At 68.4% G+C, this 25,398-nt stretch carries 22 protein-coding genes; 1 reads left to right on the top strand and 21 read right to left on the bottom strand.

Annotated features, from left to right (window positions below; all coding sequences use genetic code 11):
- Positions 1-5 precede the first annotated feature (5 nt).
- Positions 6-929 (bottom strand): catalase family peroxidase, encoded by a 924-nt coding sequence (locus tag SK854_RS21325; protein ID WP_319976842.1) that lies wholly within the window; start codon positions 927-929, stop codon positions 6-8.
- A 63-nt stretch (positions 930-992) separates the two neighbouring features.
- The gene (locus SK854_RS21320; protein ID WP_319976841.1) at positions 993-3,104 is read right to left on the bottom strand and encodes a sunset domain-containing protein; all 2,112 of its coding nucleotides are present in this window, start codon (positions 3,102-3,104) and stop codon (positions 993-995) included.
- Positions 3,105-3,249: 145 nt separating this feature from the next.
- On the opposite strand from SK854_RS21320, the gene rarD reads away from it, so the two are divergent.
- Complete coding sequence (gene rarD / locus SK854_RS21315; RefSeq protein ID WP_319976840.1) at positions 3,250-4,173, top strand: EamA family transporter RarD; 924 nt, start codon at positions 3,250-3,252, stop codon at positions 4,171-4,173.
- Positions 4,174-4,176: 3 nt separating this feature from the next.
- Here rarD and SK854_RS21310 read toward each other — a convergent pair whose 3' ends face one another.
- From SK854_RS21310 to SK854_RS21220, 19 genes are all read right to left on the bottom strand, one after another.
- Positions 4,177-5,178 carry a polyprenyl synthetase family protein gene (locus SK854_RS21310; RefSeq protein ID WP_406601799.1) on the bottom strand — a complete coding sequence of 334 codons (1,002 nt, stop codon included), beginning with the start codon at positions 5,176-5,178 and terminating at the stop codon, positions 4,177-4,179.
- 19 nt (positions 5,179-5,197) lie between these two features.
- Entirely contained in the window at positions 5,198-6,775 is a 1,578-nt protein-coding gene (gene nuoN, locus SK854_RS21305) for an NADH-quinone oxidoreductase subunit NuoN (protein WP_319976839.1), read from the bottom strand.
- Position 6,776: 1 nt separating this feature from the next.
- Positions 6,777-8,345: an NADH-quinone oxidoreductase subunit M gene (locus SK854_RS21300; protein ID WP_319976838.1), complete on the bottom strand. Its 1,569-nt coding sequence runs from the start codon at positions 8,343-8,345 to the stop codon at positions 6,777-6,779.
- Positions 8,342-10,279 (bottom strand): NADH-quinone oxidoreductase subunit L, encoded by a 1,938-nt coding sequence (nuoL, locus tag SK854_RS21295; RefSeq protein ID WP_319976837.1) that lies wholly within the window; start codon positions 10,277-10,279, stop codon positions 8,342-8,344. The genes SK854_RS21300 and nuoL overlap by 4 nt, the downstream gene beginning before the upstream one ends.
- Before the next feature lie 10 nt (positions 10,280-10,289).
- Positions 10,290-10,589 (bottom strand): NADH-quinone oxidoreductase subunit NuoK, encoded by a 300-nt coding sequence (nuoK, locus tag SK854_RS21290; protein WP_030473209.1) that lies wholly within the window; start codon positions 10,587-10,589, stop codon positions 10,290-10,292.
- Positions 10,586-11,437, bottom strand: a complete 852-nt coding sequence (locus tag SK854_RS21285) for an NADH-quinone oxidoreductase subunit J (RefSeq protein WP_406601798.1) — start codon at positions 11,435-11,437, stop codon at positions 10,586-10,588. The genes nuoK and SK854_RS21285 overlap by 4 nt, the downstream gene beginning before the upstream one ends.
- Positions 11,434-11,949 carry an NADH-quinone oxidoreductase subunit NuoI gene (gene nuoI / locus SK854_RS21280; RefSeq protein ID WP_319976836.1) on the bottom strand — a complete coding sequence of 172 codons (516 nt, stop codon included), beginning with the start codon at positions 11,947-11,949 and terminating at the stop codon, positions 11,434-11,436. Before nuoI ends, SK854_RS21285 begins: the two co-directional genes overlap by 4 nt.
- A 2-nt stretch (positions 11,950-11,951) precedes the next feature.
- Positions 11,952-13,247, bottom strand: coding sequence for an NADH-quinone oxidoreductase subunit NuoH (nuoH, locus tag SK854_RS21275; RefSeq protein WP_406601806.1), 1,296 nt, complete (start codon positions 13,245-13,247; stop codon positions 11,952-11,954).
- Between the two features lie 23 nt (positions 13,248-13,270).
- The gene (locus SK854_RS21270; RefSeq protein ID WP_319976834.1) at positions 13,271-15,721 is read right to left on the bottom strand and encodes an NADH-quinone oxidoreductase subunit G; all 2,451 of its coding nucleotides are present in this window, start codon (positions 15,719-15,721) and stop codon (positions 13,271-13,273) included.
- A complete protein-coding gene (nuoF, locus tag SK854_RS21265) occupies positions 15,718-16,998 on the bottom strand; it encodes an NADH-quinone oxidoreductase subunit NuoF (protein WP_319976833.1) in 1,281 nt (426 codons plus the stop codon). Before nuoF ends, SK854_RS21270 begins: the two co-directional genes overlap by 4 nt.
- Before the next feature lie 8 nt (positions 16,999-17,006).
- Positions 17,007-17,723 carry an NADH-quinone oxidoreductase subunit NuoE gene (gene nuoE, locus SK854_RS21260; RefSeq protein ID WP_319976832.1) on the bottom strand — a complete coding sequence of 239 codons (717 nt, stop codon included), beginning with the start codon at positions 17,721-17,723 and terminating at the stop codon, positions 17,007-17,009.
- Positions 17,720-19,105: an NADH-quinone oxidoreductase subunit D gene (locus SK854_RS21255; RefSeq protein ID WP_319976831.1), complete on the bottom strand. Its 1,386-nt coding sequence runs from the start codon at positions 19,103-19,105 to the stop codon at positions 17,720-17,722. Before SK854_RS21255 ends, nuoE begins: the two co-directional genes overlap by 4 nt.
- Positions 19,102-19,851, bottom strand: coding sequence for an NADH-quinone oxidoreductase subunit C (locus SK854_RS21250; RefSeq protein WP_319976830.1), 750 nt, complete (start codon positions 19,849-19,851; stop codon positions 19,102-19,104). The genes SK854_RS21255 and SK854_RS21250 overlap by 4 nt, the downstream gene beginning before the upstream one ends.
- Positions 19,848-20,399, bottom strand: a complete 552-nt coding sequence (locus tag SK854_RS21245; RefSeq protein WP_090013186.1) for a NuoB/complex I 20 kDa subunit family protein — start codon at positions 20,397-20,399, stop codon at positions 19,848-19,850. Before SK854_RS21245 ends, SK854_RS21250 begins: the two co-directional genes overlap by 4 nt.
- 7 nt (positions 20,400-20,406) lie before the next feature.
- The gene (locus SK854_RS21240) at positions 20,407-20,772 is read right to left on the bottom strand and encodes an NADH-quinone oxidoreductase subunit A (RefSeq protein ID WP_030478224.1); all 366 of its coding nucleotides are present in this window, start codon (positions 20,770-20,772) and stop codon (positions 20,407-20,409) included.
- 265 nt (positions 20,773-21,037) lie between these two features.
- Positions 21,038-22,303, bottom strand: a complete 1,266-nt coding sequence (locus SK854_RS21235) for a geranylgeranyl reductase family protein (protein ID WP_319976829.1) — start codon at positions 22,301-22,303, stop codon at positions 21,038-21,040.
- 102 nt (positions 22,304-22,405) lie between these two features.
- Positions 22,406-23,143: a demethylmenaquinone methyltransferase gene (locus SK854_RS21230; protein WP_319976828.1), complete on the bottom strand. Its 738-nt coding sequence runs from the start codon at positions 23,141-23,143 to the stop codon at positions 22,406-22,408.
- Between the two features lie 35 nt (positions 23,144-23,178).
- A complete protein-coding gene (locus SK854_RS21225) occupies positions 23,179-24,276 on the bottom strand; it encodes a glycosyltransferase (protein WP_319976827.1) in 1,098 nt (365 codons plus the stop codon).
- Positions 24,273-25,346, bottom strand: a complete 1,074-nt coding sequence (locus SK854_RS21220) for a glycosyltransferase family 4 protein (RefSeq protein WP_319976826.1) — start codon at positions 25,344-25,346, stop codon at positions 24,273-24,275. The genes SK854_RS21225 and SK854_RS21220 overlap by 4 nt, the downstream gene beginning before the upstream one ends.
- Positions 25,347-25,398: the final 52 nt, after the last annotated feature.

Genomic DNA, 25,398 nt, shown 5'->3' with positions numbered 1-25,398 from the left:
TTTTGTCACCTCTGGTGCGAGCGGCGGTCGTAGGAGACCGCGTAGATCGTGCTGCGGGCGGCCAGCACCGGGTCGTCCGACAGTTCGATGCCGGACACCAGCGAGGTCGGGTCGAACACCTGCGACTGCCAGTACTCCTGGTCCGGCGCCTCCCCGATGATCTCGATCCGGCCGACGTCGACGGACCGGCGGTCGTCCGGCCACGCCACCGTCGAGTCGTGCGTCGGGTCGCCCGGTTCGCCGAACGTCACGCGCAGCACGAACGAGATCGGCAGCCGGTCGCGCAGTTCCTCGGTGAGGTGGTGCGGGGTCCACGACGAGGAGTCGGCGGCGTCGACGATGCCCGCCTCCGGCACCCACGAGTAGCGGATCGGGCGCACCACACCGGAAGCGTCACGCCACAGGAACGCGTGGATGGCCCAGTACTGCGTGGTGCCGTAGCTGTCCGGGATCGCGATGGTCTTGGCCGCCACCAGCGCGGGGCCGACGGTCGGATGCGCGCCGACGAACGACTTGATGTGCGGCACGGACGGGTCGTGGGCATCGGTGTCCGCCTTGGCGGCCTTGATGAACTCCACGAACTCCTCGGGCGTCGCGGCGACGAACCGCTGCACGTTCACCATCACCAGGTCGGTGTTGGTGCCGTCGGCGAGGTGGAACTTCGTCGCGAACCCCCGCACCGACCGGTCGCTGTCGAACGCGTGCGGGTTGGCGTCGGTGTGCGAGAAGCGAACGGTCGCGCGGACCGGCGCGCCCTGCAGGTGCGGGGCGGTCGTGAACGGCGCCGCGGCACCGTTGGGCGTGAACACGGCTTCGTAGACGAAGCCTCGGGCGTGGGCGCGGCGGAAGCCGTGGTGGGTGCCCTTCAGATCCTCGATCGAGTCCACGATGGTCGAGGAGATCTGGGATTTCGCCAGCTCGGATGACATGCGCCGAAGCTATCGACGCACGTCATCCGCAGCCAGAACAGCGTTCCATTTGGCGGTGATTGATCAGGGAGCGGGACGGAAGCCGGCCTTCTCCGCATCGGCCTCGGTGCGGAACCACACGTCGGCCCGCGTCTCCACGAAGTTCGCGGAGCCCTCGGCGTAGTAACGGCGACCGGTCAGCGTGGCCTTCACCGAGAAGTCCGCGGCCGGCGCGTGGCCGTCCGACTTCGGCAGCACCGAGCCGGGACCGAACGGCGAGCGCGGGTTGAAGCCCTCCGGCTGCTGGAACCGCGCCCCCGACGACGGGCCGCCGGCGGGAGTGCCGTTCGGACGGCCGCCGGTGGACGGCGAGAAGCCGACCGGACGGGGGCGGGCCGGGAGCGCCGCCGCGGGGGTGGGCTGAGGTTCCTGCTTCGGCGACTCGAACGCCGAGAACGCCGGGAAGCTCTGCTGACGCTGCGGCGTGGTGCGACGGGCCTCGCGGATCGGCAGGCCCGCCTCGGTGTGCCGCTGCGGCAGGTCCTCGATGACCGGTTCGGGGTCCGGCTCCGGCGGGGCGGCGAGCAGCGGCTCTCCGCTCGGCACGAACTTCGGCACGAACGGCTGGTCGTTGCTCGTGTCCGGGAGCGCGCGGGTCTGCCCGAGAGCGGGCAACGGCTCGTCGGCGTCCAGCAACGGTTCGAACAGCGAACGCGGGGCTTCGGCGGCCGGGGCCGGCGGCGCCACCGGTGCGGCGGGGGCCTCGGTCCCGTGGGAGAACGCGGCACCGACAGCACGCGGGGTGCGCTCCGGGACCTCGTCGAGCTCGACGCGCGGCTCGAACGCCGAGAACGGCGCGGGCGCCGGGGCACCGGGAGTGCTGAACGGCTGGGAGAACAGGGACTGGGAGTAAGTGGGCTCAGGCTCGTAAGCGGGCTCGGGCTCGACGAACTCCTCGAAGACCGGCTCAGGCTCCTCGCGCAGCGAGTGCGCGGATTCCTGCGCGGGCTCCGGCTCCGGTTCGGGTTCCGGCTCTGGTTCGCGCTCCGGCTCCGTGAACGCCTGTTCCTCGGCCAGCGTCGACTCGAAGACGCCGTTGCGAACGCTCGGCGCGTCCAGGTCGACCGGTTCGACGATCGGCTCGATCAGGCCGGTCTGCTCGGCCGGTGACTCGGGCTCGACCTCGTGCGCGGGCTCGGTGAAACCGTCCAGCTGACCGGAGATCTCGTCGCGCAGGCCGGGGTACTCACCGGTGAGGTCGTTGTCCGGCCAGCTGCTCTCCTCGACGGCGATGAACGTCGTCTGCTCGGAGCGGGTGCCGGTGGGCTCGTCCTCCTGCTCGGCGGCCTCGTCGAGGAACGCCTCCTGCTCCTCCTGGGCCCACACCTCGCGCGGCTGGTAGATGAAGTCGTCGGCCTGCTCGTCGACCTCCGGCCCCGCGGTCGGCTGCGAGGCAGGGGCACCGGGCTCGGCGACCGGCTTGACCGTGGGCACGTACGACGTCTGCTCGGACGGGAGCTCCGGCTCGTCGTCGAAGTCCGCGGCCTCCAGGCCGGAGAGCTGCAGGACCGTCGTCTGCTCGGCCGGCGTCTCGGCGGGGACGTCCTCCGGCCCGAGGCGCTCGAACAGCGACCTCGGACGGTCGTCGTCGGCGTCGGCGAGTGCCTTCTGCTCGGCCAGCTGCTCCTCGAAACGGCGCTGGGCCTCCTCCGGCTCCAGGTACTGGCGGACCGGCGCGGCAGGCTCCTCCTCGACCTCAGGCTCGACCTCGGGCTGGGCCTCGAACGTCGTGGTCTCGTACGGCGCGCTCTCGTACGGCGCGGGCTCTGGCTCCTCCACGACCGGGAGCGGCGCCGGAACCGGGAGCGGCGCCGGGGCGGGAGCCGGCACGGGCTCACCGAAGTAGGCGGGCGGCTCCGCGTACGGCGCGGGCGCGGGGGGAAGCGCCGGAACGGCCGTGGGCGGCGTCAGCACGTCGTCGCTCAACGAGCGCGGCGGCGCGTCCCACTCGACCTCGAAGTCCTCCGCGGCAACGGTCGCCACGACCGGCGACGCCGACCTGCGCGCGTCGAGAAGTTGATCATCAAGGTCGGCGATCTGCTTGCGTGCGGGGCGCACCATCACCAACCAGGTGAGCAGTACTCCCGCAACGAAGGACAGCAGGCTCCACAGCCAGACCTGCCCGAAGATGTTCACGGGTAAGCCCCTTCTAAGACCACACTCCGACCTCACTCACTCGGAAGGGTGAGCAGGGCCAAACTACAGTGCCTTTGATGATGCTCCGTCACTACGCCGTTCAGCGCAAATAACGGGTGGAAAGCCCAGCGTAGAGTGGGATTTTGTGCCCCCTCTGACAACCTCGGCCACTACTTCGCCAGAAGTTCACACCCAGGGGCGAGGGCTCACCTACGGCGCACTCGCGTACGTCCTCTGGGGCCTGTTCCCGGCGTACTGGCCACTCCTCGTACCCGCCCAGCCGGTCGAGGTGCTCGCGCACCGGATCGTCTGGTCGTTCGTCACGCTCGCCATCGTCGTCATGATCCTCCGACGGTGGCGACCTTTCCTCGAACTATCCGGAAAAGGCTGGCTGATCGTTACCGCAGCGGCCGTGTTGATCACGGTGAACTGGGGCACCTACATCTACGCGGTCAACGCCCACCACGTCGTGGAGGCCGCGCTCGGCTACTTCATCACGCCGCTGGTGAGCGTCGCGCTGGGCATGATCTTCCTGAAGGAACGCGTGCGGCTGCCGCAGACCGTAGCGATCGCTGTGGTCATCGTCGCTGTGATCGTGCTCACCGTCGACTACGGCAGGCTGCCGATCATCTCGCTGATCCTCGGCTTCTCGTTCGGCGTCTACGGCCTGCTCAAGAAGAAGGTGCCGCTGGACTCCATCACCAGCCTCACCGCGGAGAGCGCCGTGATCGCCCCGATCGCGCTCGTCTACCTGCTCGTCCTAGGCAGCGCGAACACCTTCACCACCGAAGGCACCGGTCACACCCTGCTGCTCCTGAGCACCGGCATCGTCACGGCGGTCCCGCTGGTGTTGTTCGGCGCGGGCGCGCAACGGATTCCGCTGATCACGATGGGCATGCTGCAGTACCTCGCTCCGGTGCTGCAGTTCGCCTGGGGCGTGTTCGTGGTGCACGAACCGATGCCGGCCAGCAGGTGGATCGGGTTCGCCCTCGTCTGGCTGGCGCTCGCGATCTTCACGGTCGACGCGATGAGGAACCGGCGCAAGCAGGCGCTCGCGCCGGTCAGCTGATCACTAGCGAGAACGCTCCACGACGTAGACCGCGAGCTCCTCAAGAGCGTCACGGGCGGCGCACTCCGGCAGCTTGCTCAGCTCCGTGCGGGCCCGGTCCACGTAGTCGTCGAGCATCTCGCGCGACTTGTCCATGCCCGCGGACTTCCGCAGCAGGGCCAGGGCCTCGTCCACCAGCTCGTCCTCGGTGATCGGCTCCGCCAGCAGCTCGGCGAGCCGCGTCTCGGACGGGTCCGCCAGCGCGTAGAGCATCGGCAGCGTCTTCACGCCCTCGCGCAGGTCCGTGCCCGGTGTCTTGCCGGACGTCACGGACGGCGAAGCGATGTCGATCACGTCGTCGGAGATCTGGAACGCCGCCCCGATCACCTCGGCGTACCGGCGCAGCGCGTCCGTCTGCTCGTCGGTCGCGTCGGAGAACATGCCGCCGAACCTGGCCGCGGTGGCGATCAGGACGCCCGTCTTCTCCTCGATCACCGTGAGGTAGTGGGAGATCGGGTCCTCGTCCGGCTTCGGCCCGACGGTCTCGCGCATCTGACCGGTCACCAGGACCGAGAAGGTCTCCGCGATGATCCGCGCCGCGTCCGTGCCGAGATCGGCGGTGAGCCGGGACGCGTGGGCGAACAGGAAGTCGCCCGTCAGGATCGCGATGCTGTTGTCCCACTTGACGTTCGCGGAGACCGCTCCGCGCCGCATGGTCGCCTCGTCCATGACGTCGTCGTGGTAGAGCGTCGCGAGGTGGGTGAGCTCGACCACAGCGGCCGCCTTGATGACCTTTTCCCGGTCCCAGTCGGCGCCGAACTGCGATGCGAGGAGTGTGAAGAGCGGGCGGATCCGCTTGCCGCCCGCCTCCACGAGGTGCAGGGACGTCTCCGTGACCGGGTGGAACTCGCTCTGCACGACGTCGTGCAGGATCTGCTCCACCTCGGCCAGGCCGTCCTGGACTACCTGAGTGAGCACGGGGTCCACCAACGCGAACCCCGGTCCCTCATGCTCGCTACTGGTCACACCAGCAGCCTACGTACACCTAGCTGAGGAAGGAGCCGGTACCCGCCCAATCGAGCACGAACGTGGGCCACAAACCCAGCACCAAGGTCACCACGGCGCCCAGCGTGATCGCGATCGTGGTGAACGCGCCGGGCACCGTCACGGTCGGACCGTCCGGAGCCGGGTCGCTGAAGTACATCAGCACGATCACCCGCAGGTAGAAGAACGCCGCGACGGCCGAGGCCACCAGTGCGATCACCACGAGCGGCGTCAGGCCGGCTTCGATCGCCGCGCTGAACACGACGAACTTGCCGATGAAACCGGACGTCAGCGGAATTCCGGCCAGGGCCAGCAGCAGGAACGTGAAGGTGGCCGCCACGATCGGCGACCGCTTCGCGAGACCCGCCCACTGCGACAGGTGCGTCGCCTCGCCGTCCGAGTTGCGGACCAGCGACACGATGCCGAACGCGGCGATCGTGGTGAAGCCGTACGCCAGCAGGTAGAACATGGTCGCGCTCACACCGGGTGCGTCGCCTTCCGGCGTCAGCGCGATGGAGCCGATCAGCAGGAAGCCCGCGTGGGCCACCGAGGAGTACGCGATCATGCGCTTCACGTCGGTCTGGGTGAGGCCCAGGATCGCGCCGATCACCATCGACACGACCGCGACGCCGTAAAGCACGCCGCGCCACTCCCACTGCGTGTTCTCGAACGCGACCGTGAGCACGCGCAGGATGCCGCCGAACGCGGCGACCTTGGTGCACGCGGCCATGAACGCCGTCACCGGCGTCGGCGCGCCCTGGTACACGTCCGGGGTCCAGGCGTGGAACGGGCCGACGGCGGCCTTGAACAGCAGGCCCACCACCAGCAGGCCGAAGCCCGCGAACAGCAGCGTGTCGGAACGGTCCGTGCCACCGGCTGCGGTCGCGATGGCCGAGAGCTTCACCGAACCCGCGTAGCCGTACAGCAGAGCGACGCCGTACAGGAAGAACGCGGAGGCGAAAGCGCCGAGCAGGAAGTACTTCACGGCCGCTTCCTGCGAGAGCAGGCGACGGCGGCGAGCCAGGCCGCACAGCAGGTACAGCGGCAGCGACAGGACTTCCAGCGCGATGAACATCGTCAGCAGGTCGTTCGAGGCGACGAACGTCATCATGCCGCCGAGCGCGAACAGCGTGAGCGGGAAGACCTCGGTCTGCATGCCGGTCTTCGTCGCCTGCGCGCGGTCCTGCACGGTGCCGGGACGGATCGCGGCCTGAGCCACGAACGCGCCGCCGGGCTCGACCGAGCGGTCGGCGATCAGCAACACCGAGCCGAATCCCAGCACCAGCAAGGTGGCCCACAGGAAGAGCGACGGCGAGTCGACCGCGATCGCGCCCGCCAGCGTCGCCACGCCCTGCTCGGGGCGCTCCGACGTGGCGTAGACGATCAGTGCGCCAACGGCACCGACCAGCGTCACGAGCGTGAGCACGAGCTGCACGGCCCACCGCTGATGCTTGGGCAGCAACGCTTCCAGCAGCACGCTGACGCATGCCGCGCCGAGCACGATCAGCAGCGGCGCGATGGCGCCGTAATCGATCTCCGGCGCCTCGATCGTCTGCGCCTGAGCGACGAGAAGGTTCACGTCACTTGCCTTCCTGCACGGTGACCGGGTCGGTCACGCCGACCTCGGTCAGCGTCGCCCCAACGGTCGGGGTGATGACGTCGAGCACCGGCTGCGGGTAGAACCCGAGCGCCAGCACGATGACAACGAGCGGTGCCAGCACTGCGATCTCACGCTTGGAGAGGTCGCCGATGGTGGTCTTCTTCTCCGGGTCGCCGACGGCTCCCGGACCGGCGGCCGCGGCCACGAGCGCGTCGCCGCGCAGCGGGCCGGTCATGATCCGCTGGTAGAGCCACAGCACGTAGAGCGCCGCGAGCACCATGCCGACCGTCGCGATGATCGTGAACACCGGCTGCGTCGGGAACGAGCCGATCAGCACGAGGAACTCCGAGACGAACGAGTTCGTGCCCGGCAGCGACAGCGTGGTCAGGCCCGACAGCAGCAGCATGCCCGCGAGCAGCGGCGCCACCTTCGACATGCCGCCGTAGTCGGCGATCAGCGACGAACCACCGCGCGCGATCACCATGCCGACCACGAGGATCAGCATGCCGGTCGAGATCGAGTGGTTGAGCATGTACGACACCGAGCCCACGCCCGCTTGCGACGTGAACGAGAAGATGCCGAGCGCGATGAAGCCGAAGTGGGCGATCGAGACGTAGGCGAGGAACCGCTTCATGTCTCGCTGGCCCGTGGCGAGCAGCGATCCATAAAGGACACCGGCCACCGCGAGCACGAGCACGTACGGCGCCAGGTTCTTCGACGCCTCCGGGAACATCGGCAGCAGGTAGCGCAGCATGCCGAACGTGCCGACCTTGTCCAGGATGCCGACGACGATCACCGTGACGCCGATGGGCGCCTCGGCGGCCGCGTCGGGCAGCCAGGTGTGGAACGGCACGAGCGGCGCCTTGATCGCGAACGCCAGGAAGAAGCCGAGGAACAGCCAGGTCTGCGTCGTCGAGTCGGCGTCGCTGACCACCTTCACCAGCGTCGCCCAGTCGAACGTGCCCTTGCCCAGCTCGTCCGACGCCATCGCGTAGGCGCCGATCGCGGAGGCCAGCATGATCAGGCCGCCGAGGAACGAGTACAGGAAGAACTTGACCGCCGCGTACTGCCTGCGCGCGCCGCCGTAGCCGCCGATCAGGAAGTACATCGGGATCAGCATGACTTCGAAGAGCACGTAGAACAGGAAGACGTCGGTGGCGGCGAACACCGCGACCGTCACGGCCTCCTGGATCAGGATCAGCGAGAGGTAACCGCCCTGCGAACGACCGGCGGGCAGCTTCTCCGTCCAGCCGGCACCGATCACCAGCGGGATCAGCAGCGCGATGACCGCGATCATCACCAGCGCGATGCCGTCGATGCCGAACTGCAGCCGCACGCCGAACGCCGGGATCCAGTCCACGCCCGAGGCGAGCTGGATGCGATCGCCGTCCGGGTCGTAGGCGAACCACAGCAGAGCGGCGAGCACGAGCTCGACGAGCGAGAACGCCAACGCGACGAGCTTGGCCTTCTTGTCGTCCTTGCGCAGGAACGCCACCACCAGTGCGCCGACCAGCGGCACCACCAGCAGTGCGATCAGAACCCAGGTCACGAGAACCTCACCACCAGGAGCGCCCCGAGCACGAAGATCGAGCCCAGCAGCATGGACAGTGCGTAGGAGCGGACGAACCCGGTCTGCAGCCTGCGCAACCGGCCGGAGCTACCGCCGAGCAGCGCCGCGGTGCCGTTGACCAGCCCGTCGACGCCCTTGAGGTCGAAGAACACCAGCGCGCGGGTGAGCCAGGTGCCCGGCCGCGCGAACAGGGCCTCGTTCAGTGCGTTGCCGTAGAGGTCCGCACGGGCCGCGCGCACCGGCCAGGACACGCGAGCCGGCCGCTCGACCGGCTGCTTGCGGCGGCCGAAGAGCAGGAACGCGAGACCGGCGCCGACGAGCGCGAGCACGACGGTCAGGATCCCGACCATGCCGTGCGAGATGACACCGTGCTCTTCCTTCAGCTCGCCCAGCGAGGGCTCCAGCCAGCCGGCCAGACGTCCGCCGGAGGAGAGGAACCAGCCGCCACCGATCGAGCCGACCGCGAGGATGATCATCGGAACGGTCATCGTCAGCGGGGACTCGTGCGGGTGGTATTCCTTGCCGTCCTCGGACTTCAGTTCCTTCCAGCGGGGCTTGCCCAGGAAGACGAGGATCAGCAGGCGCGTCATGTAGAACGCGGTCAGCGCGGCGCCGAGCAGTGCGACACCACCGAAGACGTACGGGCGCCAGCCCTCCCCGGTGAACGCCGCCGCGATGATGGCGTCCTTCGAGAAGTAACCCGCGAACGGCGGGATGCCGATCAGCGCGAGGTAGCCGAGCGTCCAGGTGACGAAGGTGATCGGCAGGAACTTGTAGAGCCCGCCCATCCTGCGGATGTTGCCCTCGTCGTTCATGCCGTGCATGACCGAACCGGCACCGAGGAAGAGCCCGGCCTTGAAGAAACCGTGCGTCAGCAGGTGCATGATGCCCAGCGCGTAGCCGATCGGGCCGAGGCCCACCGCGAGGATCATGTAACCGATCTGCGAGACCGTCGAGTACGCCAGGACCTTCTTGAAGTCGTCGTAAGCGCAACCGATGATGCACCCGATCAGCAGCGTGACGGCACCGATGATCATGACGACCAGGCGGCCGTCCTCGCTCAGGTTGTAGAGCGGGTTGGAGCGGGCGATCAGGTACACGCCCGCGGTGACCATCGTCGCCGCGTGGATCAGGGCGGACACCGGGGTCGGGCCGGCCATCGCGTCCGGCAACCAGGCCTGGAGCGGGAACTGACCGGACTTGCCGCAGGCACCCAGGAGCAGCAGCAGCGTGATCGCGAGGACCTCGGCGGAGGAGAACTCGCCGACGCGGCTGAAGACCTCGGTGTACTGCGTCGTCCCGAGCTTGTTGAACATCAGGAAGATCGCGATGGCGAGGCCCAGGTCACCGACGCGGTTCATCAGGAAGGCCTTCTTGGCCGCCGATGCCGCTTCCGGCTTGTACTGGTACCAGCCGATCAGCAGGTACGAGGCGAGACCGACGCCCTCCCAGCCGAAGTACAGGGTCACGAAGCCGTTGCCCAGCACCAGCAGGAGCATCGCCGAGACGAAGAGGTTGAGGTAGGCGAAGAACTTCCGCCTGCCTTCCTCGTGCGCCATGTAGCCGATCGAGTAGATGTGGATCAGCGAGCCCACACCGGTGATCAGCAGGACGAACGTCAGCGACAGCGGGTCGATCCGCAGTCCGAACGCGACGGTCAGCGCGTTGACGTCGATCCAGTTGAACAGGTGCAGGTTCTGCACCCGCTCCTCTGCGTTCGAGATGCCGATCGTCGAGAAGAACAACGCGAGCGCGTAGCCGAACGACGCCAGCAACGTGGCGCTGCCGAGCAGGTGGCCCCACTTGTCGGCGCGCCTGCCACTGACCAACAGCACCGCCGCACCGAACGCGGGCAGCGCGAGCAACAACCAGGCGAAGCTCGCGACCCCGCTGGCGACAACAGGTTCCGTCACCGGTGACCCCTCAGTACTTCAGCAGGTTCGAGTCGTCGACCGAGGCCGAGCGACGCGTCCGGAAGATGGACATGATGATCGCGAGGCCGACGACGACCTCCGCCGCGGCGACGACCATCACGAAGAACGCCATCACCTGACCGTCGAGCGAGCCGTTGATCCGCGCGAACGTCACGAGGCTCAGGTTGACCGCGTTGAGCATGAGCTCGACGCACATGAAGACCACGATGGCGTTGCGGCGCACCAGAACGCCGACGGCGCCGATGCTGAACAGCAGTGCCGACAGCAGCAGGTAGTACGTGGGAGTCACGACTCACTTCCCTTGAGCGCGTGCGCGTCGGCCTGATGCCCGGTGCCGGCCACGTCGGCGACGTCGTCCGAGAGAGTGGCCTTGTCGGTCGCCTCGATGACCTCGAACAGCGACTCCTCCGCCACGGTGCCGTCGGGCAGCAGGGCGGGGGTGGCCACCGAGTTGGCGGTGGCGAAGACGCCGGGGCCCGGCAGCGAGCCGACCCGCTTGCCGTCCTGGAAGCGCTCCTCGACGAGTTCCTTCTGCGTCTTCTTGGAGGGCTTCCCGTCGCGGCCGACGAAGGCCAGGATCATCGCGCCGAGGGCGGCGGTGATCAGCAGCGCCGACGTGAGCTCGAACGCGAACAGGTAGTCCGTGAAGAGCTTCTGGCCGATGTTGCCGACGTTGCCGCCGTTCGTGGTGTTCGCCTCGGCGAGACCGCGGGCGTCGACACCGTTCAGCGCGCGGCCGACCGAACCGACCAGGATCACGGCGAACCCGATGCCGAGCAACGCGGCCGCGAGCCGCTGGCCGCGGATCACCTCGACGACGGAGTCCGAACTGTCGCGGCCGACCATCATCAGCACGAACAGGAACAGCATCATGATCGCGCCGGTGTAGACGATGATCTGCACGAAGCCGAGGAACGGCGCCTGCTGGATCATGTAGAGCACGCCGAGGCTGAGCATCGTCACGACGAGCCACAGCGCGGAGTGCACCGCGTTGCGCGCGAAGAGCATGCCGAGCGCACCGGCCAGCGCGAGCGGGCCGAGGACCCAGAACGCGATGGCCTCGCCCGTGGTGACGGTGTCGACCACGCGCTGCACGGGTTCCGGCTGCTGGGCCAGGAAACTGACGAGAAGACTCACAGCTCGGCCTCCTTGGCCAGCTGCGGGCCGTTCACGTAGTAGTCCTGCTCGTTCGCGCCGAGCCGCATCGGGTGCGGCGGCTGCTCCATGCCGGGCAGCAGCGGGGCGAGCAGGTCCTCCTTGGTGAAGATCAGGTCCTGCCTGTTGTCGTCGGCGAGCTCGTACTCGTTCGTCATCGTGAGCGAACGGGTCGGGCACGCCTCGATGCACAGGCCGCAGCCGATGCAGCGCAGGTAGTTGATCTGGTAGTCGGCGCCGAAGCGCTCACCGGGAGAGAAACGCGCCTCCTCGGTGTTGTCACCACCCTCGACGAAGATCGCGTCCGCCGGACAGGCCCACGCGCACAGCTCGCAGCCGACGCACTTCTCCAGCCCGTCCGGGTGCCGGTTGAGCTGGTGACGGCCGTGGAACCGCGGCGCGGTCACCTTCTTGACCTCGGGGTACTCCTCCGTCACCACCTTCTTGAACATGGTGCCGAAGGTGACTCCGAAGCCTTTCAGGGACTCGAACATCCCTACTCAGCCTCCTTACCGGTGGTGACGGCTGCCGTCTCCTTGGGGAGAGTGGCGACCTTGACCTTGCGTTTCGGCGCGGCCTTGGGAACGACGAGGTCGAGCGGCGGCACGGGGAAGCCGGAACCCGCGAGCGGAACGCCCTTGGTGTCCTGGACCTTCTTGTCCGGCAGCAGGAACGAGACCAGCAGCACCAGGCCGACGATCACGCCGAGCGCGATGAGCCGCTGTGCCGTGGAGAGCTGCTGGATCGCGCCGGTGCGGATGACCGCGACGGCCATGATCCAGACGAGGCTGGTCGGGACCAGCACCTTCCAGCCCAGGCGCATGAACTGGTCGTAGCGCATGCGGGGCAGCGTGCCGCGCAGCCAGATGAAGATGAACAGGAAGCCCAGCGTCTTGACGATGAACCAGAGCAGGCCCCACCAGCCGGTGTTCAGGAACTCGCCGCTCCACGGGGCGTGGTAGCCGCCGAGGAAGAGCGTGGTCGCGAGCGCCGAGACGGTGACCATGTTGACGTATTCGGCGAGGAAGAACAGCGCGAACTTCAGCGAGCTGTACTCCGTGTGGAAACCACCGACGAGCTCCGACTCGGCCTCGGGGAGGTCGAACGGGGCGCGGTTGGTCTCGCCGACCATCGACACGACGTAGATCGCGAAGCTGGGGAAGAGCAGGAGGCCGAACCAGCCGGGAGCGAACCCGAGCACGGTGGTCGCCTGCGCGCCGACGATGTCACCGGTCGACATCGAGCCGGTGAACATGATCACCGCGACGATCGACAGGCCCATCGCGATCTCGTAGGAGATCACCTGCGCGGCCGACCGCAGCGCGCCGAGCAGCGGGTACGGCGAGCCGGAGGCCCAGCCGGACAGCACGATGCCGTAGACGCCGATCGAGGAGCAGGCCAGCACCACGAGCACGCCGACCGGCAGGTCGACGAGCTGCAACGTGGTCCACTCGCCGTTGATGCTCACCGGTCCGCCGAGCGGAATCACCGAGAACGCGAGGAACGCGGGGATGCACGAGATCACCGGGGCGAGGAAGAACACCCACTTGTCCGCGAGGACCGGGCGGATGTCCTCCTTGAACGCGAGCTTCAGACCGTCCGCGAGCGACTGCAGCCAGCCGTTGGGACCGACCCGGTTCGGGCCGGGGCGGTGCTGCATCCTCGCGACGACCTTGCGCTCCCAGTTGATCATGAACAGAGTCATGACCACGAGGAACGCGAAGATCGCCACGACCTTGATCAGCACCAGCCAGATCGGGTCGTCGGCGAGCAGCCGGCCGGTCTCGCCGATCTCCGCTGCGTAAACGTGCTGGGTCATGAGTTCACCCCACTGACGGAGACGATCGAACCGTGGCCCGCGCCGAGCGTGCGGCGCACGGTCACGTCACCCGAGTTGGTGGGCAGCCAGATGACGCCCTCTGGCAGGTCGTCGGTCTCGACCGGGAGCGTGATCGCGCCGCGGTCGGTGGACACGGTGACCTGACCGCCGGTCTGAAGGCCGAACTGCCGCGCGGTGGTCTCGGCGACCTTCGCGACGACCGGGCGGGCCGTGCCGGCGAGGTGCGGTTCGTCCACCTGCAGCGAGCCGTTGCCGATCAGGCGGTGCCACGTGGCGAGCACGGCCTTGCCCGCACCGGCCGGGGACACCAGCGGCGCGGCGACGTTGAGCGAGGAACCGCTCGGCGTCCCCTCGCCCAGACGGGCCAGGTCGGCGGCAGAGGCGGCGGGCGTCTGCGTGAACAGGTCCGCGTCCATCTCCACCGCGAGGGTGTCGAGCACGCGGCAGTCGGGCAGCGAGCCGGTGCCTTCGAGCGTGGTGCCGAACTCGCGGCGGCGGCCCTCCCAGTTGAGGTAGCTGCCGGCCTTCTCGACCGAGGGCGCGATCGGGAGCACGACGTCGGCGTACGCGGTGACCGCGCTGGGCCGAAGCTCCAGGCTCACGATGAAACCGGCACCCGACAGGGCCTTCTCCGCGAGCCGCGGGTCGGGCAGGTCGAACGGGTCGACGCCACCGATCAGCAGACCGGACAGCTCGCCGTTCGCGGCGGCTTCCAGGATGCCCGTGGTGTCGCGGCCCGGCGTCGCGGGAAGCGAGCCCTCCTCGACGCCCCAGGTGCGCTCGACCTCGGTGCGCGCCGCGGCGTTCGCGACGTGGCGGCCGCCGGGCAGCAGGTTCGGCGTGGCACCGACCGCGAGCGCGCCGCGCTCACCGGCACGGCGCGGGATCCACGCGACCTTGGCGCCCGTGCGCTCGGCCAGCCTGGCGACCGCGGAGAACGCGCCGGGGATCTCGGCGGCGCGCTCGCCGACCAGGATCACCGCACCGGGCTTGCCGAGCAGGTCGACGACGTCGGAAGCGTGCTCCGGCAACGCGTTGATGGCGTTCGCCTCGGCACCGGGCACGCAGGCGAGCAGCGTGCCGTAGGTCTTCTCCACGGCCGGGGTCGTGTACTGGCCGAGGTGGAAGACCTTCGTGGTGCCCTTGCGAGCGGCCTTACGCAGGCGCAGGAAGACGATCGGCGCCTCTTCCTCGGGCTCGAACGCGACCAGCAACGCGGCCGGTGCGGACTCGATGCCCTGGAAGGTGACTCCGTTGTCCGGGTTGGTGAACACCGTGGTGCCGGACAGGAACTCCAGCTCCTCGGCGCTGTGCGGCCGGGCGCGGAAGTCGATGTCGTTGGTGTGCAACGCGATCCGGGCGAACTTCGAGTACGCGTAGGCGTCCTCGACGGTCAGCCGGCCACCGGTGAGGACACCGACGCCGTTCGCGTCCCGTGCCGCCGCCAGACCGGCCGCCGCGACCTGCAGCGCCTCGGTCCAGGACGACTCGCGCAGCTCACCGGACTCGGCGTCGCGGACCAGCGGGCGCTTGATCCGGTCACCGGTCGTGGCGTAGCGGAAGGCGAACCGGCCCTTGTCGCAGATCCACTCCTCGTTGACCTGCGGGTCGTCGCCGGCGAGCTTGCGCTGCACCTTGCCGCGCCGCCAGTCGGTGCGCTCGGCGCAACCCGACGAGCAGTGCTCGCAGACGCTCGGCGTCGACACAAGGTCGAACGGCCGGGCGCGGAAGCGGTAGGCCGCCGACGTGAGCGCGCCGACCGGGCAGATCTGGATGGTGTTGCCGGAGAAGTAGCTCTGGAACGGCTTGTCCTGCGCCACACCGATCTGCTGCTGCGAGCCGCGCTCCAGCAGTTCGATGAACGGGTCGCCGGCGATCTGCGCGGAGAACCGGGTGCAGCGCTGGCAGAGCACGCAACGCTCGCGGTCGAGCAACACCTGCGTGGAGATGTTGATCGGCTTCGGGAACGTCCGCTTGTGCTCGTGGAAGCGGGAGTCGCTGCGGCCGTGGGCGATCGCCTGGTTCTGCAGCGGGCACTCACCGCCCTTGTCGCAGATCGGGCAGTCCAGCGGGTGGTTGATGAGCAGCAGCTCCATCACACCCTGCTGGGCCTTGTCCGCGACCGGCGACGTCAGCTGGGTCTTCACGACCATGCCGTCCGCGACCGTCATCGTGCAGGAGGCCTGCGGCTTCGGCATGGGCCGGCCGCCCATCTCGACCTCGACGAGACACTGGCGGCAGGCGCCGGCGGGCTCCAGCAGCGGGTGGTCGCAGAAGCGCGGGATGACGGTGCCGAGGCGCTCGGCCGTGCGGATCAGCAGCTCGCCCTTGGGCGCGACGACCGTCTCGCCGTCGATGACGAGCTTGACGTGTCCTTCCGGGACAACGACCTCAGCCTCAGTGGGCTTGTCAGGCGCGATGGTCATGCGTTCGCTCCAGCCAGGACCTTGGAGTTCTGGTCGCACAGGGCGAGGAACTCGTCCTTGAAGTACTTGATGCCACTGGTGATCGGGCTGACGGCACCGTCACCCAGCGCGCAGAACGAGCGGCCGAGGATGTTGTCGCAGACGTCGAGCAACGTGTCGATGTCGCTCGCCGTGCCGTTGCCCGCCACCATCCGCTGCAGGATCTGCACGAGCCAGTACGTGCCCTCGCGGCACGGCGTGCACTTGCCGCACGACTCGTGCTTGTAGAACTCCGTCCACTTCATGACGGCCCACGGCACGGACACGGTCTCGTTGAAGATCTGCAGGGCGGTGGTGCCCAGCATCGAACCGGCCTCGGCGGCACCCTCGAAGTCCAGCGGCACGTCGAGGTGCTCCGCGGTGAACAGCGGGGTGGACGAGCCACCCGGCGTCCAGAACTTGATCGGGATGCCGTCCTTCATGCCACCGGCCATGTCGAGCAGTTGCCGGAGCGTGGTGCCCATCGGCGCCTCGTACTGGCCGGGCCGCGTGACGTGACCGGACAGCGAGTAGATCTTCGGACCGGGTGAGCGGTCGCGACCCATCTCGCGGAACCAGTCGGCGCCACCGTTGACGATGAAGGGAACCGACGCGATGGTCTCGACGTTGTTCACCACGGTGGGCGACGCGTAGAGGCCCGAGGTCGCGGGGAACGGCGGCTTGAGTCGCGGCTGGCCACGACGGCCCTCCAGCGAGTCGAGCAGCGCGGTCTCCTCGCCGCAGATGTACGCGCCGGCGCCGGCGTGGATCACCACGTCGAGGTCGAACCCGCTGCCGAGGATGTTCTTGCCCAGGTAGCCCTTGGCGTACGCCTCGCGCACCGCCGCGTTGAGGCGGCGGATGCAGTGCAGGACCTCGCCGCGGACGTAGATCGCCGCGAAGTTCGCGCGGATCGCGAACGACGTGATGATCACGCCCTCGATCAGCGAGTGCGGGTCCGCCATCATCAGCGGGATGTCCTTGCAGGTGCCCGGCTCGCCCTCGTCGGCGTTGATGACGAGGTAGTGCGGCTTGCCGTCGCCCTGCGGGATGAAGCCCCACTTCATGCCGGTGGGGAACCCCGCGCCGCCACGGCCGCGCAGTCCGGAGTCCTTGCACTGCTGGATGAGCTGGTCCGGGTGGGCCTTCAGCGCCTTGGGCAGGGCGGTGTAGCCACCGGTGCGCTCGTAGGTCTCGATGGTCCAGGACTTGGGCTCAGTCCAGCGCTTGGTGAGAACAGGAGTCAGCGGGTCAACCATTGTTTTCCCTACTTCTTTTCCGGCAGGGCAGGGAACTCGGCGTTGGACGGCGTGTTCGGCGCGTCCCAGCCGCGGTCCTTGGCGATCTGCGCACCGGCCAGCGTCTCCGGCGCCGCCGACGGGCCGTCGAGGTCGGCGTCGCGACCCTCGAAGAACCCGGCGAGCTGGAGCTCGGCCTGCTTGAAGTCGGTGAGCGGGGCGCCGCGCGTCGGGGCGGGCTTGTCCCCTGACTGCAACGCCTTCACGAGTCCCAGGGCCTTGTCCGGCGTCTGGTTGTCGTAGAACTCGTAGTTGACCTGCAGCACCGGGCCGAGGTCGCACGCGGCGAGGCACTCGGCGTGCTCCAGCGTGATCGACCCCTGCGTGCCGGGCTCGCCCGCGGTCTCCTCGTGGCCCACACCGAGGTGGCTCTTGAGCGTCGAGTAGATCTCGTCGCCGCCCAGCGCCGCGCACAGCGTGTTCGTGCACACGCTGACCAGGTGCTCACCGCACGGCTTGCGCTTGTACATCGTGTAGAACGTCGCGACCGCGCTGACCTCGGCCTCGCTCAGGTCGAGCTGTCCGGCGCAGAACCGGATGCCGTCCTGGGAGACGTAGCCCTCGACCGACTGCACCAGGTGCAGCATCGGCAGCAGCGCACTGCGGGCCTGCGGGTAGCGGGCGACGATCGCCTGCGCGCGGTCCACAGTGGACTGGTCGAAAGCGGTTTCTTGTGCTTGAGTCATCGGTCGCAACCACCCATCACCGGGTCGATCGAGGCGACGGACGCGATGACGTCGGCGACCATGCCGCCCTCGCACATCGCGGGCATCGACTGGAGGTTCACGAAGCTTGGTTCGCGCAGGTGCACGCGCATCGGCCTGGTGCCGCCGTCGGAGACGACGTGGTAGCCGAGCTCGCCGCGCGGCGACTCGACCGGCACGTACACCTGGCCCGCCGGAACCTTGAAGCCCTCGGTCACCAGCTTGAAGTGGTGGATCAGGGACTCCATGGACTGGCCCATGATCTTGCGGACGTGCTCGAGCGAGTTGCCCATGCCGTCGCTGCCGATCGTGAGCTGCGCCGGCCACGCGATCTTCGCGTCCTCGACCATGACCGGACCGGTCGGCAGGCTCTTCACGACCTGCTTGATGATCCGCAGCGACTGGTGCATCTCCTCGAGACGCAGCAGGTACCGCGCGAAGCAGTCCGCCGCGTTCGAGGTCGGCACGTCGAACTGGTAGTTCTCGTAGCCGCTGTACGGCTCGATCTTGCGCAGGTCCCAGGCGAGGCCGGCGGAGCGCAGGATCGGGCCGGTGATGCCGAGCGCGAGGCACGCGTCGACGGGCAGGTAACCCACGCCCGCCATGCGGTTGCGCCAGATCGGCTGGCCGGTGAGCAGCTTGTCGTAGTCCGGCAGCCGCTTTTCCATGATCTTGACGAACGCGGTGATCTTCTCGACCGCGTCGTCCGGCAGGTCCTGCGCGAGACCGCCGGGACGGATGAACGCGTGGTTCATCCGCAGGCCGGTGAGGTGCTCCAGCAGGTGCAGGGCCTCTTCGCGCTCGCGGAAGCCGGAGGTCATGCCGGTGAGGGCACCGAGCTCCATGCCGCCGGTGGCGAGCGCGACGAGGTGCGAGCTGATCCGGTTGATCTCCATCAGCAGCACGCGGATGGCCTGCGCCTTGTCCGGCACCGTGACGCCGAGCAGCTTCTCGACGGCCATGCAGTACGCGGCCTCGTGGTGCAGCGGCGCGAGGTAGTCGGTGCGCGTGATGAAGGTGACGCCCTGGACCCAGTTCCGGTACTCGAGGTTCTTCTCGATGCCGGTGTGCAGGTAGCCGATGACGCTGCGCGCGTGCGTGACCGTCTCGCCCTCGAGCTCCAGGACCAGGCGGAGCACGCCGTGGGTCGAGGGGTGCTGCGGGCCGAGGTTCATGACGATGCGCTCGTCGTGGACCGCGTCCGCGAGCACCTCGTCCCAGTCGCCGCCGGTCACCGTGTAGACGGTGCCCTCGGTGGTCTTGCGGGAGTCGGCGATCTCCGGGGTCTCGTGGGTCTCGACGCTGTCGCGCCCGGGACCGCTCGTGTCGGTGCCCGTGGTCGCGTCGGAAAGCCGCTCGGTCATGAGTAGGACCGCCTCTGGTCCGGCGGAGGAATCTCCGCGCCCTTGTACTCCACCGGGATGCCACCCAGCGGGTAGTCCTTGCGCTGGGGGTGTCCGTCCCAGTCGTCCGGCATGAGGATGCGGGTCAGTCCGGGGTGACCGTCGTAGATGATCCCGAACATGTCCCAGGTCTCGCGCTCCTGCCAGTCCGCCGTCGGGTAGACCTCGACGAGGCTCGGCACGTGCGGGTGCTCGACGTCGACCGCGACCTCCAGCCGGACGCGGCGGCGGTACGTCATCGACGTGAGGTGCACGACCGAGTGCAGGCGCTGCGGCACGTCGGCGCCGTAGTCCACACCGGAGACCGAGCTGCAGAGCTCGAAGCGCAGCGCCGGGGTGTCGCGGAAGATCCGCGCGACCTCCAGCAGCGTCTCCGGCTTGAGGTAGAAGGTGATCTCGCCGCGGTCGACCGTCACCTGCTGCACCGTGTCGGCGGGCAGGCCCTTGTCCGCGATCGAAGCGAACAGCTCGTCCGCGACCTCGTCGAACCAGCCACCGAACGGGCGCTCGGCGGGCGCGGAGACGTGGGCGGGCAACCTGAGGCCACCGAAGCCGGACGTGTCACCGGAACCGGTGACGCCGAACAGGCCCTGACGCTCCTTGCCGGAGAGGATCGGCGCCTTCGCCTGCGCGTCTGTCGGGTTGGTCTTCTCGAGGTCTTCTCCCGCGCGGTTGACGCTGGAGTGCTCTCCCCCTGGCTCGGTCACTTCTTCCTCGCAAAACGCTCGGACGACGGGATGAGATCGGTGCGGTAGCCCGAGTCGGCGAGCGCCTTGGCGCGCACGGCGCCCAGCGGCTCGTCCATGATCTTGGCGTGGATCTTGAGGATCGCGTCCATCAGCATCTCCGGCCGCGGCGGGCAGCCCGGCAGGTACATGTCGACGGGCACGACGTGGTCGACGCCCTGCACCACCGCGTAGTTGTTGAACATGCCGCCAGTGCTGGCGCACACGCCCATGGCCAGCACCCAGCGCGGCTCGGGCATCTGGTCGTAGATCTGCCGCAGCACCGGCGCCATCTTGTTGGTGACGCGGCCGGCCACGATCATCAGGTCCGCCTGGCGCGGTGAGGCCCGGAAGACCTCCATGCCGAAGCGGGCCAGGTCGTACCGCGGACCACCCGTCGTCATCATCTCGATGGCGCAGCAGGCCAGGCCGAAGGTGGCAGGCCACAGCGAGGACTTGCGGGTCCAGTTGACCAGCTTCTCGACGCTGACCAGCAGGATGCCGTTCGGGAGCTTCTCCTCGAGACCCATGACTTCCTCAGTTCCAGTCGAGGCCGCCGCGACGCCACACGTAGACGTACGCGAAGCCGACCGTGGCGACGAACAGGACGATCTCCACCAGCCCGAACAGGCCGAGCTTGTCGGCCGCTACGGCGAACGGGTAGAGGAAGACCATTTCGATGTCGAACAAGATGAACAGCATCGCCGTCAGGTAGTAGGCGACGGGCATGCGCCCACCGCCCACGACCGGCTGCGGGCTCGGCTCGATGCCGCACTCGTACGCGTCGAGCTTCGCCTTGTTGTAGCGGCGCGGTCCGATGTAGGGAGCCGCGGTCACCGAGAACAGTGCGAACGCCCCGGCGAGCGCGAACATCAATACGAGGGGGAGGTAAGGGTCAAGCACGCTCCGTCGTCCTTTCCTCGCGGTCGCCCGCACCCTAAGGGTGTTGTTCTCCAGCTCGTTTGTTAGGCGAACCTAACAAACGCTTGTGAAACAGTTCACAAGCTTGTTCAGACTGTTGTGAAGTGATTCACAAGCTCGCCCGCCAGTGTAGAACGCCTGTAAATGACCTAGATCACAGGGTCTGACCTGGGGCTTTAACATGGTGGACACATGCGAAACGGCACCGGCTCGTATTGAGCCGGTGCCGTCACCTATTCGGAGTAATTTAGGCGCTGGGAGCGAGCTTCGTGGCGGCCACGATGAGGCGGTCCATTGAGTCGCCGTCCTTGGGGTCGTAGAGGCCCGCGAGGAGCTTGAGCACCAGTTTCATCAGGCGTTTCCGCGGCATTCCGTACTTCGTTGCGGTCCGCATGATCGCCGGGTTTCCGATGAGCTTCGAGAAGACGTTCCCGAGCCGGTAGTAACTGCCGAGAGCCTCTTCGATCCGGACCGGGTAGCCGTGCAGCGCCCGTTCACGGTTGACGCCGGTGCGCGCGAGTGCCTGGACGATCGACTCGGACGCGATCCTGGCCGACTCCATGGCGTAGCCGATGCCCTCGCCGTTGAAGGGGTTGACCATGCCGCCGGCGTCGCCGACGAGCAGCAGGCCCGCCCGGTAGTGCGGCTTGCGGTTGAGGCCCATGGGCAGCGCGGCGCCACCGATGCGGCTCGTCGCGTTCTCCTCGCGGAAGCCCCACTCCTCCGGGGTGCCGTCGAGCCACGACCGCAGGAGCTGGCGGTAGTCGGTGGTGCCGTAGGCCTTTGACGTGCTGAGAATGCCCAGGCCGACGTTCACGGTGCCGTCGCCCATGCCGAAGATCCAGCCGTAGCCGGGGAGCAGCTTGCCGTCCGGAGCCCAGAGTTCGAGGTGCGACTCGAGGTAGTCGTCCTTGGTGCGCGGGCTGTTGTAGTAGCGGCGGACCGCGACGCCCATGGGCTTGGCGTCGTCCTTCTGCAGGCCTGCTGAGAGGGCGAGGCGTGCTGACACACCGTCACAACCGACGACGATCGGGGCTCGGTAGGTGACCGGGTTCTTTTCCGGTCCCTGCTTGGCTTCGACGCCGACGACCCGGCCGTTCTCGATGATGGCCTTGGTGACCGTGGTGTGCTCGTGCATGCGCGCGCCGGCCGCCTTCGCCGCGTTCGCGAGCATCTCGTCGAAGTCCATGCGCGGGCGCACGACGCCGTAGTTCGGGAACGTGGCCAGGTCCGGCCAGTCCAGCTCCATCGTCACGCCGCCGCCGACCACGCGCAGGCCCTTGTTGTGCAGCCAGCCGTTGCTCTCGCGGGTGTCGATGCCCAGGTCGATGAGTTGCTTGACGCCTCGCGGGGTCAGGCCGTCGCCGCAGACCTTCTCCCTCGGGAAGGTGCTCTTCTCCAGGAGGAGGACGTCGAGGCCTGCCCTGGCGAGGTAGGTCGCCGCGGTCGAGCCCGCCGGTCCCGCCCCCACCACGATGACGTCGGCGTCCTCGTTGATCCCGCGCCTGCTCATCCAGACTCCCTGCGTGTACCGGTCACAGCTTCTGCTGGCGACTCTAACCGGACATTGCTGAGGGCCTCGTGGCAGAGCGGGTCGCCTTGCGAGGGCGGCGCCTCAGGCCGTCGGCTCGGCTGCCTCGGCTGCGGCTTCGGGTTCTGCCTTCGGCTTCGGCTTGGTCGCGCGGTGCAGGGCGACCATGCCGCCGGTCAGGTTGAACCAGGCCACGTCCTCCCAGCCCGCCTGCGAGATGAGTTCGCCGAGCGTGCGCTGGTCCGGCCAGGTGGCCATGGATTCGGCCAGGTAGGAGTAGGCGACCGGGTTGCTCGACACGAACTTCGCGATGAGCGGGAGGAGTTTGAGCAGGTAGCGCATGTAGACGAAGCGGAACGGCTTCCAGACCGGGGTGGAGACCTCGCAGATCACCATGCGGCCGCCCGGCTTGGTGACCCTGGCCATCTCCTGGAGGGCCACGACCGTGTCGTTGAAGTTGCGGATGCCGAAGGAGACCGTGACCGCGTCGAACGAGTTGTCCTTGAAGGGCAGGCGGAGGGCGTCCGCGGCCACCTTCGGGACTGGGCGGTGGGCTCCTGAGGCGAGCATGCCCACGGAGAAGTCCGCCGCCACGCACCAGGCGCCCGACGCGGCGTACTCGACGGTCGAGACCGCGGTACCCGCTGCGAGGTCCAAGACCTTTTCATTTGGGCGGGCGTCGAGGACGCGCCTGCTCCAGTCCCGCCAGCGGCGGTCGAAGCCCAGCGTCATGACCGAGTTCGTGCGGTCGTAGCCCTTGGCCACGCCGTCGAACATCTCGGCTACCTCGCGGGGGTTCTTGTCCAGGCCGGCTCGCGACATACCAAGAGACTAAGTCAGACTCGCTGAGATCATCTTCAGGGCACCTTCAGGGCCGTCAGCATGCCGTCCACCGCCGCGTGCCACGGGTACTCCTCGGCTCTGGCTCTGGCAGCTTCCCGGGAGCCCGATGTCAGCAGGCGTTGGGCTGCGGAGGCGAAGGCCGGGGCGTCGTCGGAGACCGCCGCGCCGCAGGACGGTTGGACGATCTCCTTCAGAGCGCTGCTCTGGCTGACCACTACCGGGGTGCCGCTGGCCAGGGCTTCCAGCGCGGCCAGTCCGAACGTCTCGTGTGGACCTGGAGCCAGGGACAGGTCTGCCGAAGCCAGCAGGGAGGCCACGTCCAGGCGGGACTTCACGAAGCCCAGGAAGGTCACCGGGAGGCCCGTCGCCCGCTTTTCCAGGAAAGAACGTCTCGGGCCGTCGCCGGCGATCACCAGGCGGGTGGAGTGACCCTGTTCGTGCAGTTCGGCGAGGGTGTCGACCGAGCGTTCGACGTGTTTCTCCGGCGACAAGCGTCCACAGTGGATCAGAAGTTTCTCCTTGCCCTGCAGCAGGTCTTGGCGGAGGTCTGCCGAGTGGCGGCTTGGGGTGAAGGTGGCGAGGTCCACGCCCAGTGGGACCTGGGTGACGTTCGAGGCGCCGATTCGGTCGAACTCCTCGCGGGCGAAACCTGTCGTGCAGACGACGGTGTCGTAGGAGGCGGCCATGCGGCGGTTCGCCCAGTCCGCGGCCCGTTCTGCCGGGGTCGCGGGCAGGACGAACTGGAGCAGGCGGTCGAGACGTTCGTGGGAGATGACCACGTTCGGGATGTCGCGCTCGGTCGCCCATGCGCCCATGCCGCGCAGGGTCAGGCGGTCGGAGACCTCCAGGCGGTCCGGGCGCAGGTGTTCCATGAGGGTTTTGACGTGCCACGGGTCCGCTACGCGGTAGCCGCCGGTGTACGGGATCTTCAGTGCCGGGAGGGTGATTCGGCGGACTCCGCCTGGGAGTTCCTCGTCGGCGTGGTGGGGGCCCGGCACGACGAGCACCACCTCGTGGCCCAGCTGCGCGTAGCCGGTGCCCAGGTGGTGCAGCGCCGTGCGGAGGCCGCCCGACTTGGGGCCGTAGAAGTTGGCGAGCTGCACGATTCTCAAGCGGCCGCCTGGTGAGTCAGTCCGATCACCGCGGCGTAGTGACCCATCAGCTCGTCGCAGATCGCCGGCCAGGTGCGGCTGAGCACCGACTTGCGGGCCGCGAGACCGAAGCGCCTGCGCAGCATCGGGTCGCGGAGCAGGTCCACGTACTGCGCGATGTCTTCTTCGAAGAGGTATCCGGTGCGGCCGTGGCGAACCAGGTCGCGCGGGCCGCCCGCGTTCGGTGCGAGCACCGGCAGGCCGGTCGCCAGGGCTTCCTGCACGGCCTGGCAGAACGTCTCGTGCGGGCCCGTGTGGATGAAGACGTCCAACGACGCGTAGGCCTCGGCCAGTTCGTGGCCGGTGCGGAAGCCCAGGAACTCGGCGTCCGGCATGTCCTTCTCCAGTTGCTCGCGGTCCGGGCCGTCGCCGACGATCCGCAGCTTCACGCCCGGCAGGTCGTGCAGTTCCCTGAGCCTCTGGACCTGCTTCTCCGGTGCCAGGCGGCCGACGTAGCCGATGGTGAGCTCGTCGTTGTGCCTCGGGCGCGGGTGGAAGAGGTCGATGTCGACGCCGCGGGCCCACCTGTGCACGCGCGGCACGCCGTGCTGTTCCAGCGCCTCGACCGCCGAGCTCGACGGTGCCAGCGTGCGGTCCGCCAGCGTGTGCAGGCGTTTGGTCCACCGCCACGCCGCGCGCTTGGTGAGTCCGAGGCCGTAGTTGCCGGCGAACCCCGCGACGTCGGTCTGATAGACCGCGACGGTCGGCACGTCGAGCTTGCGCGCGGCTCTGAGGCCGTACGCGCCCAGCACGAACGGCGACGCGAGGTGCACGACGTCGGGCTGGAAGTCGGCGAGCGCGTGCAGCACTCTCGGGCTGGGCACGCCGATGGGCAGACTGGTCACCATGGGCACGTCGACCGCCGACACTCTGACGACGGGCGTGCCGTGGTGTTCTTCCGCACCGGCTCCGGGCGCCACGACGAGCGCCTGGTGGCCGTTGCGGCGCAGGTGCTCCAGCACGCGGAGCACGGAGTTGGTGACGCCGTTCACCTGAGGCAGGAAGCTCTCGGTCACGATCGCTACTCGCACAGGGACACCATGAGGTGCCCGCATGAAGTCCGCGTGACCTCAGATTTGACGT

Origin of the sequence: Lentzea sokolovensis (assembly GCF_033949975.1) — a bacterium.
In the GTDB taxonomy this organism is placed as follows: Bacteria; Actinomycetota; Actinomycetes; order Mycobacteriales; family Pseudonocardiaceae; genus Lentzea; species Lentzea sokolovensis.
Note: the sequence above shows the minus strand (reverse complement) of the source record. Positions and strands in the feature narration are given on the sequence as shown.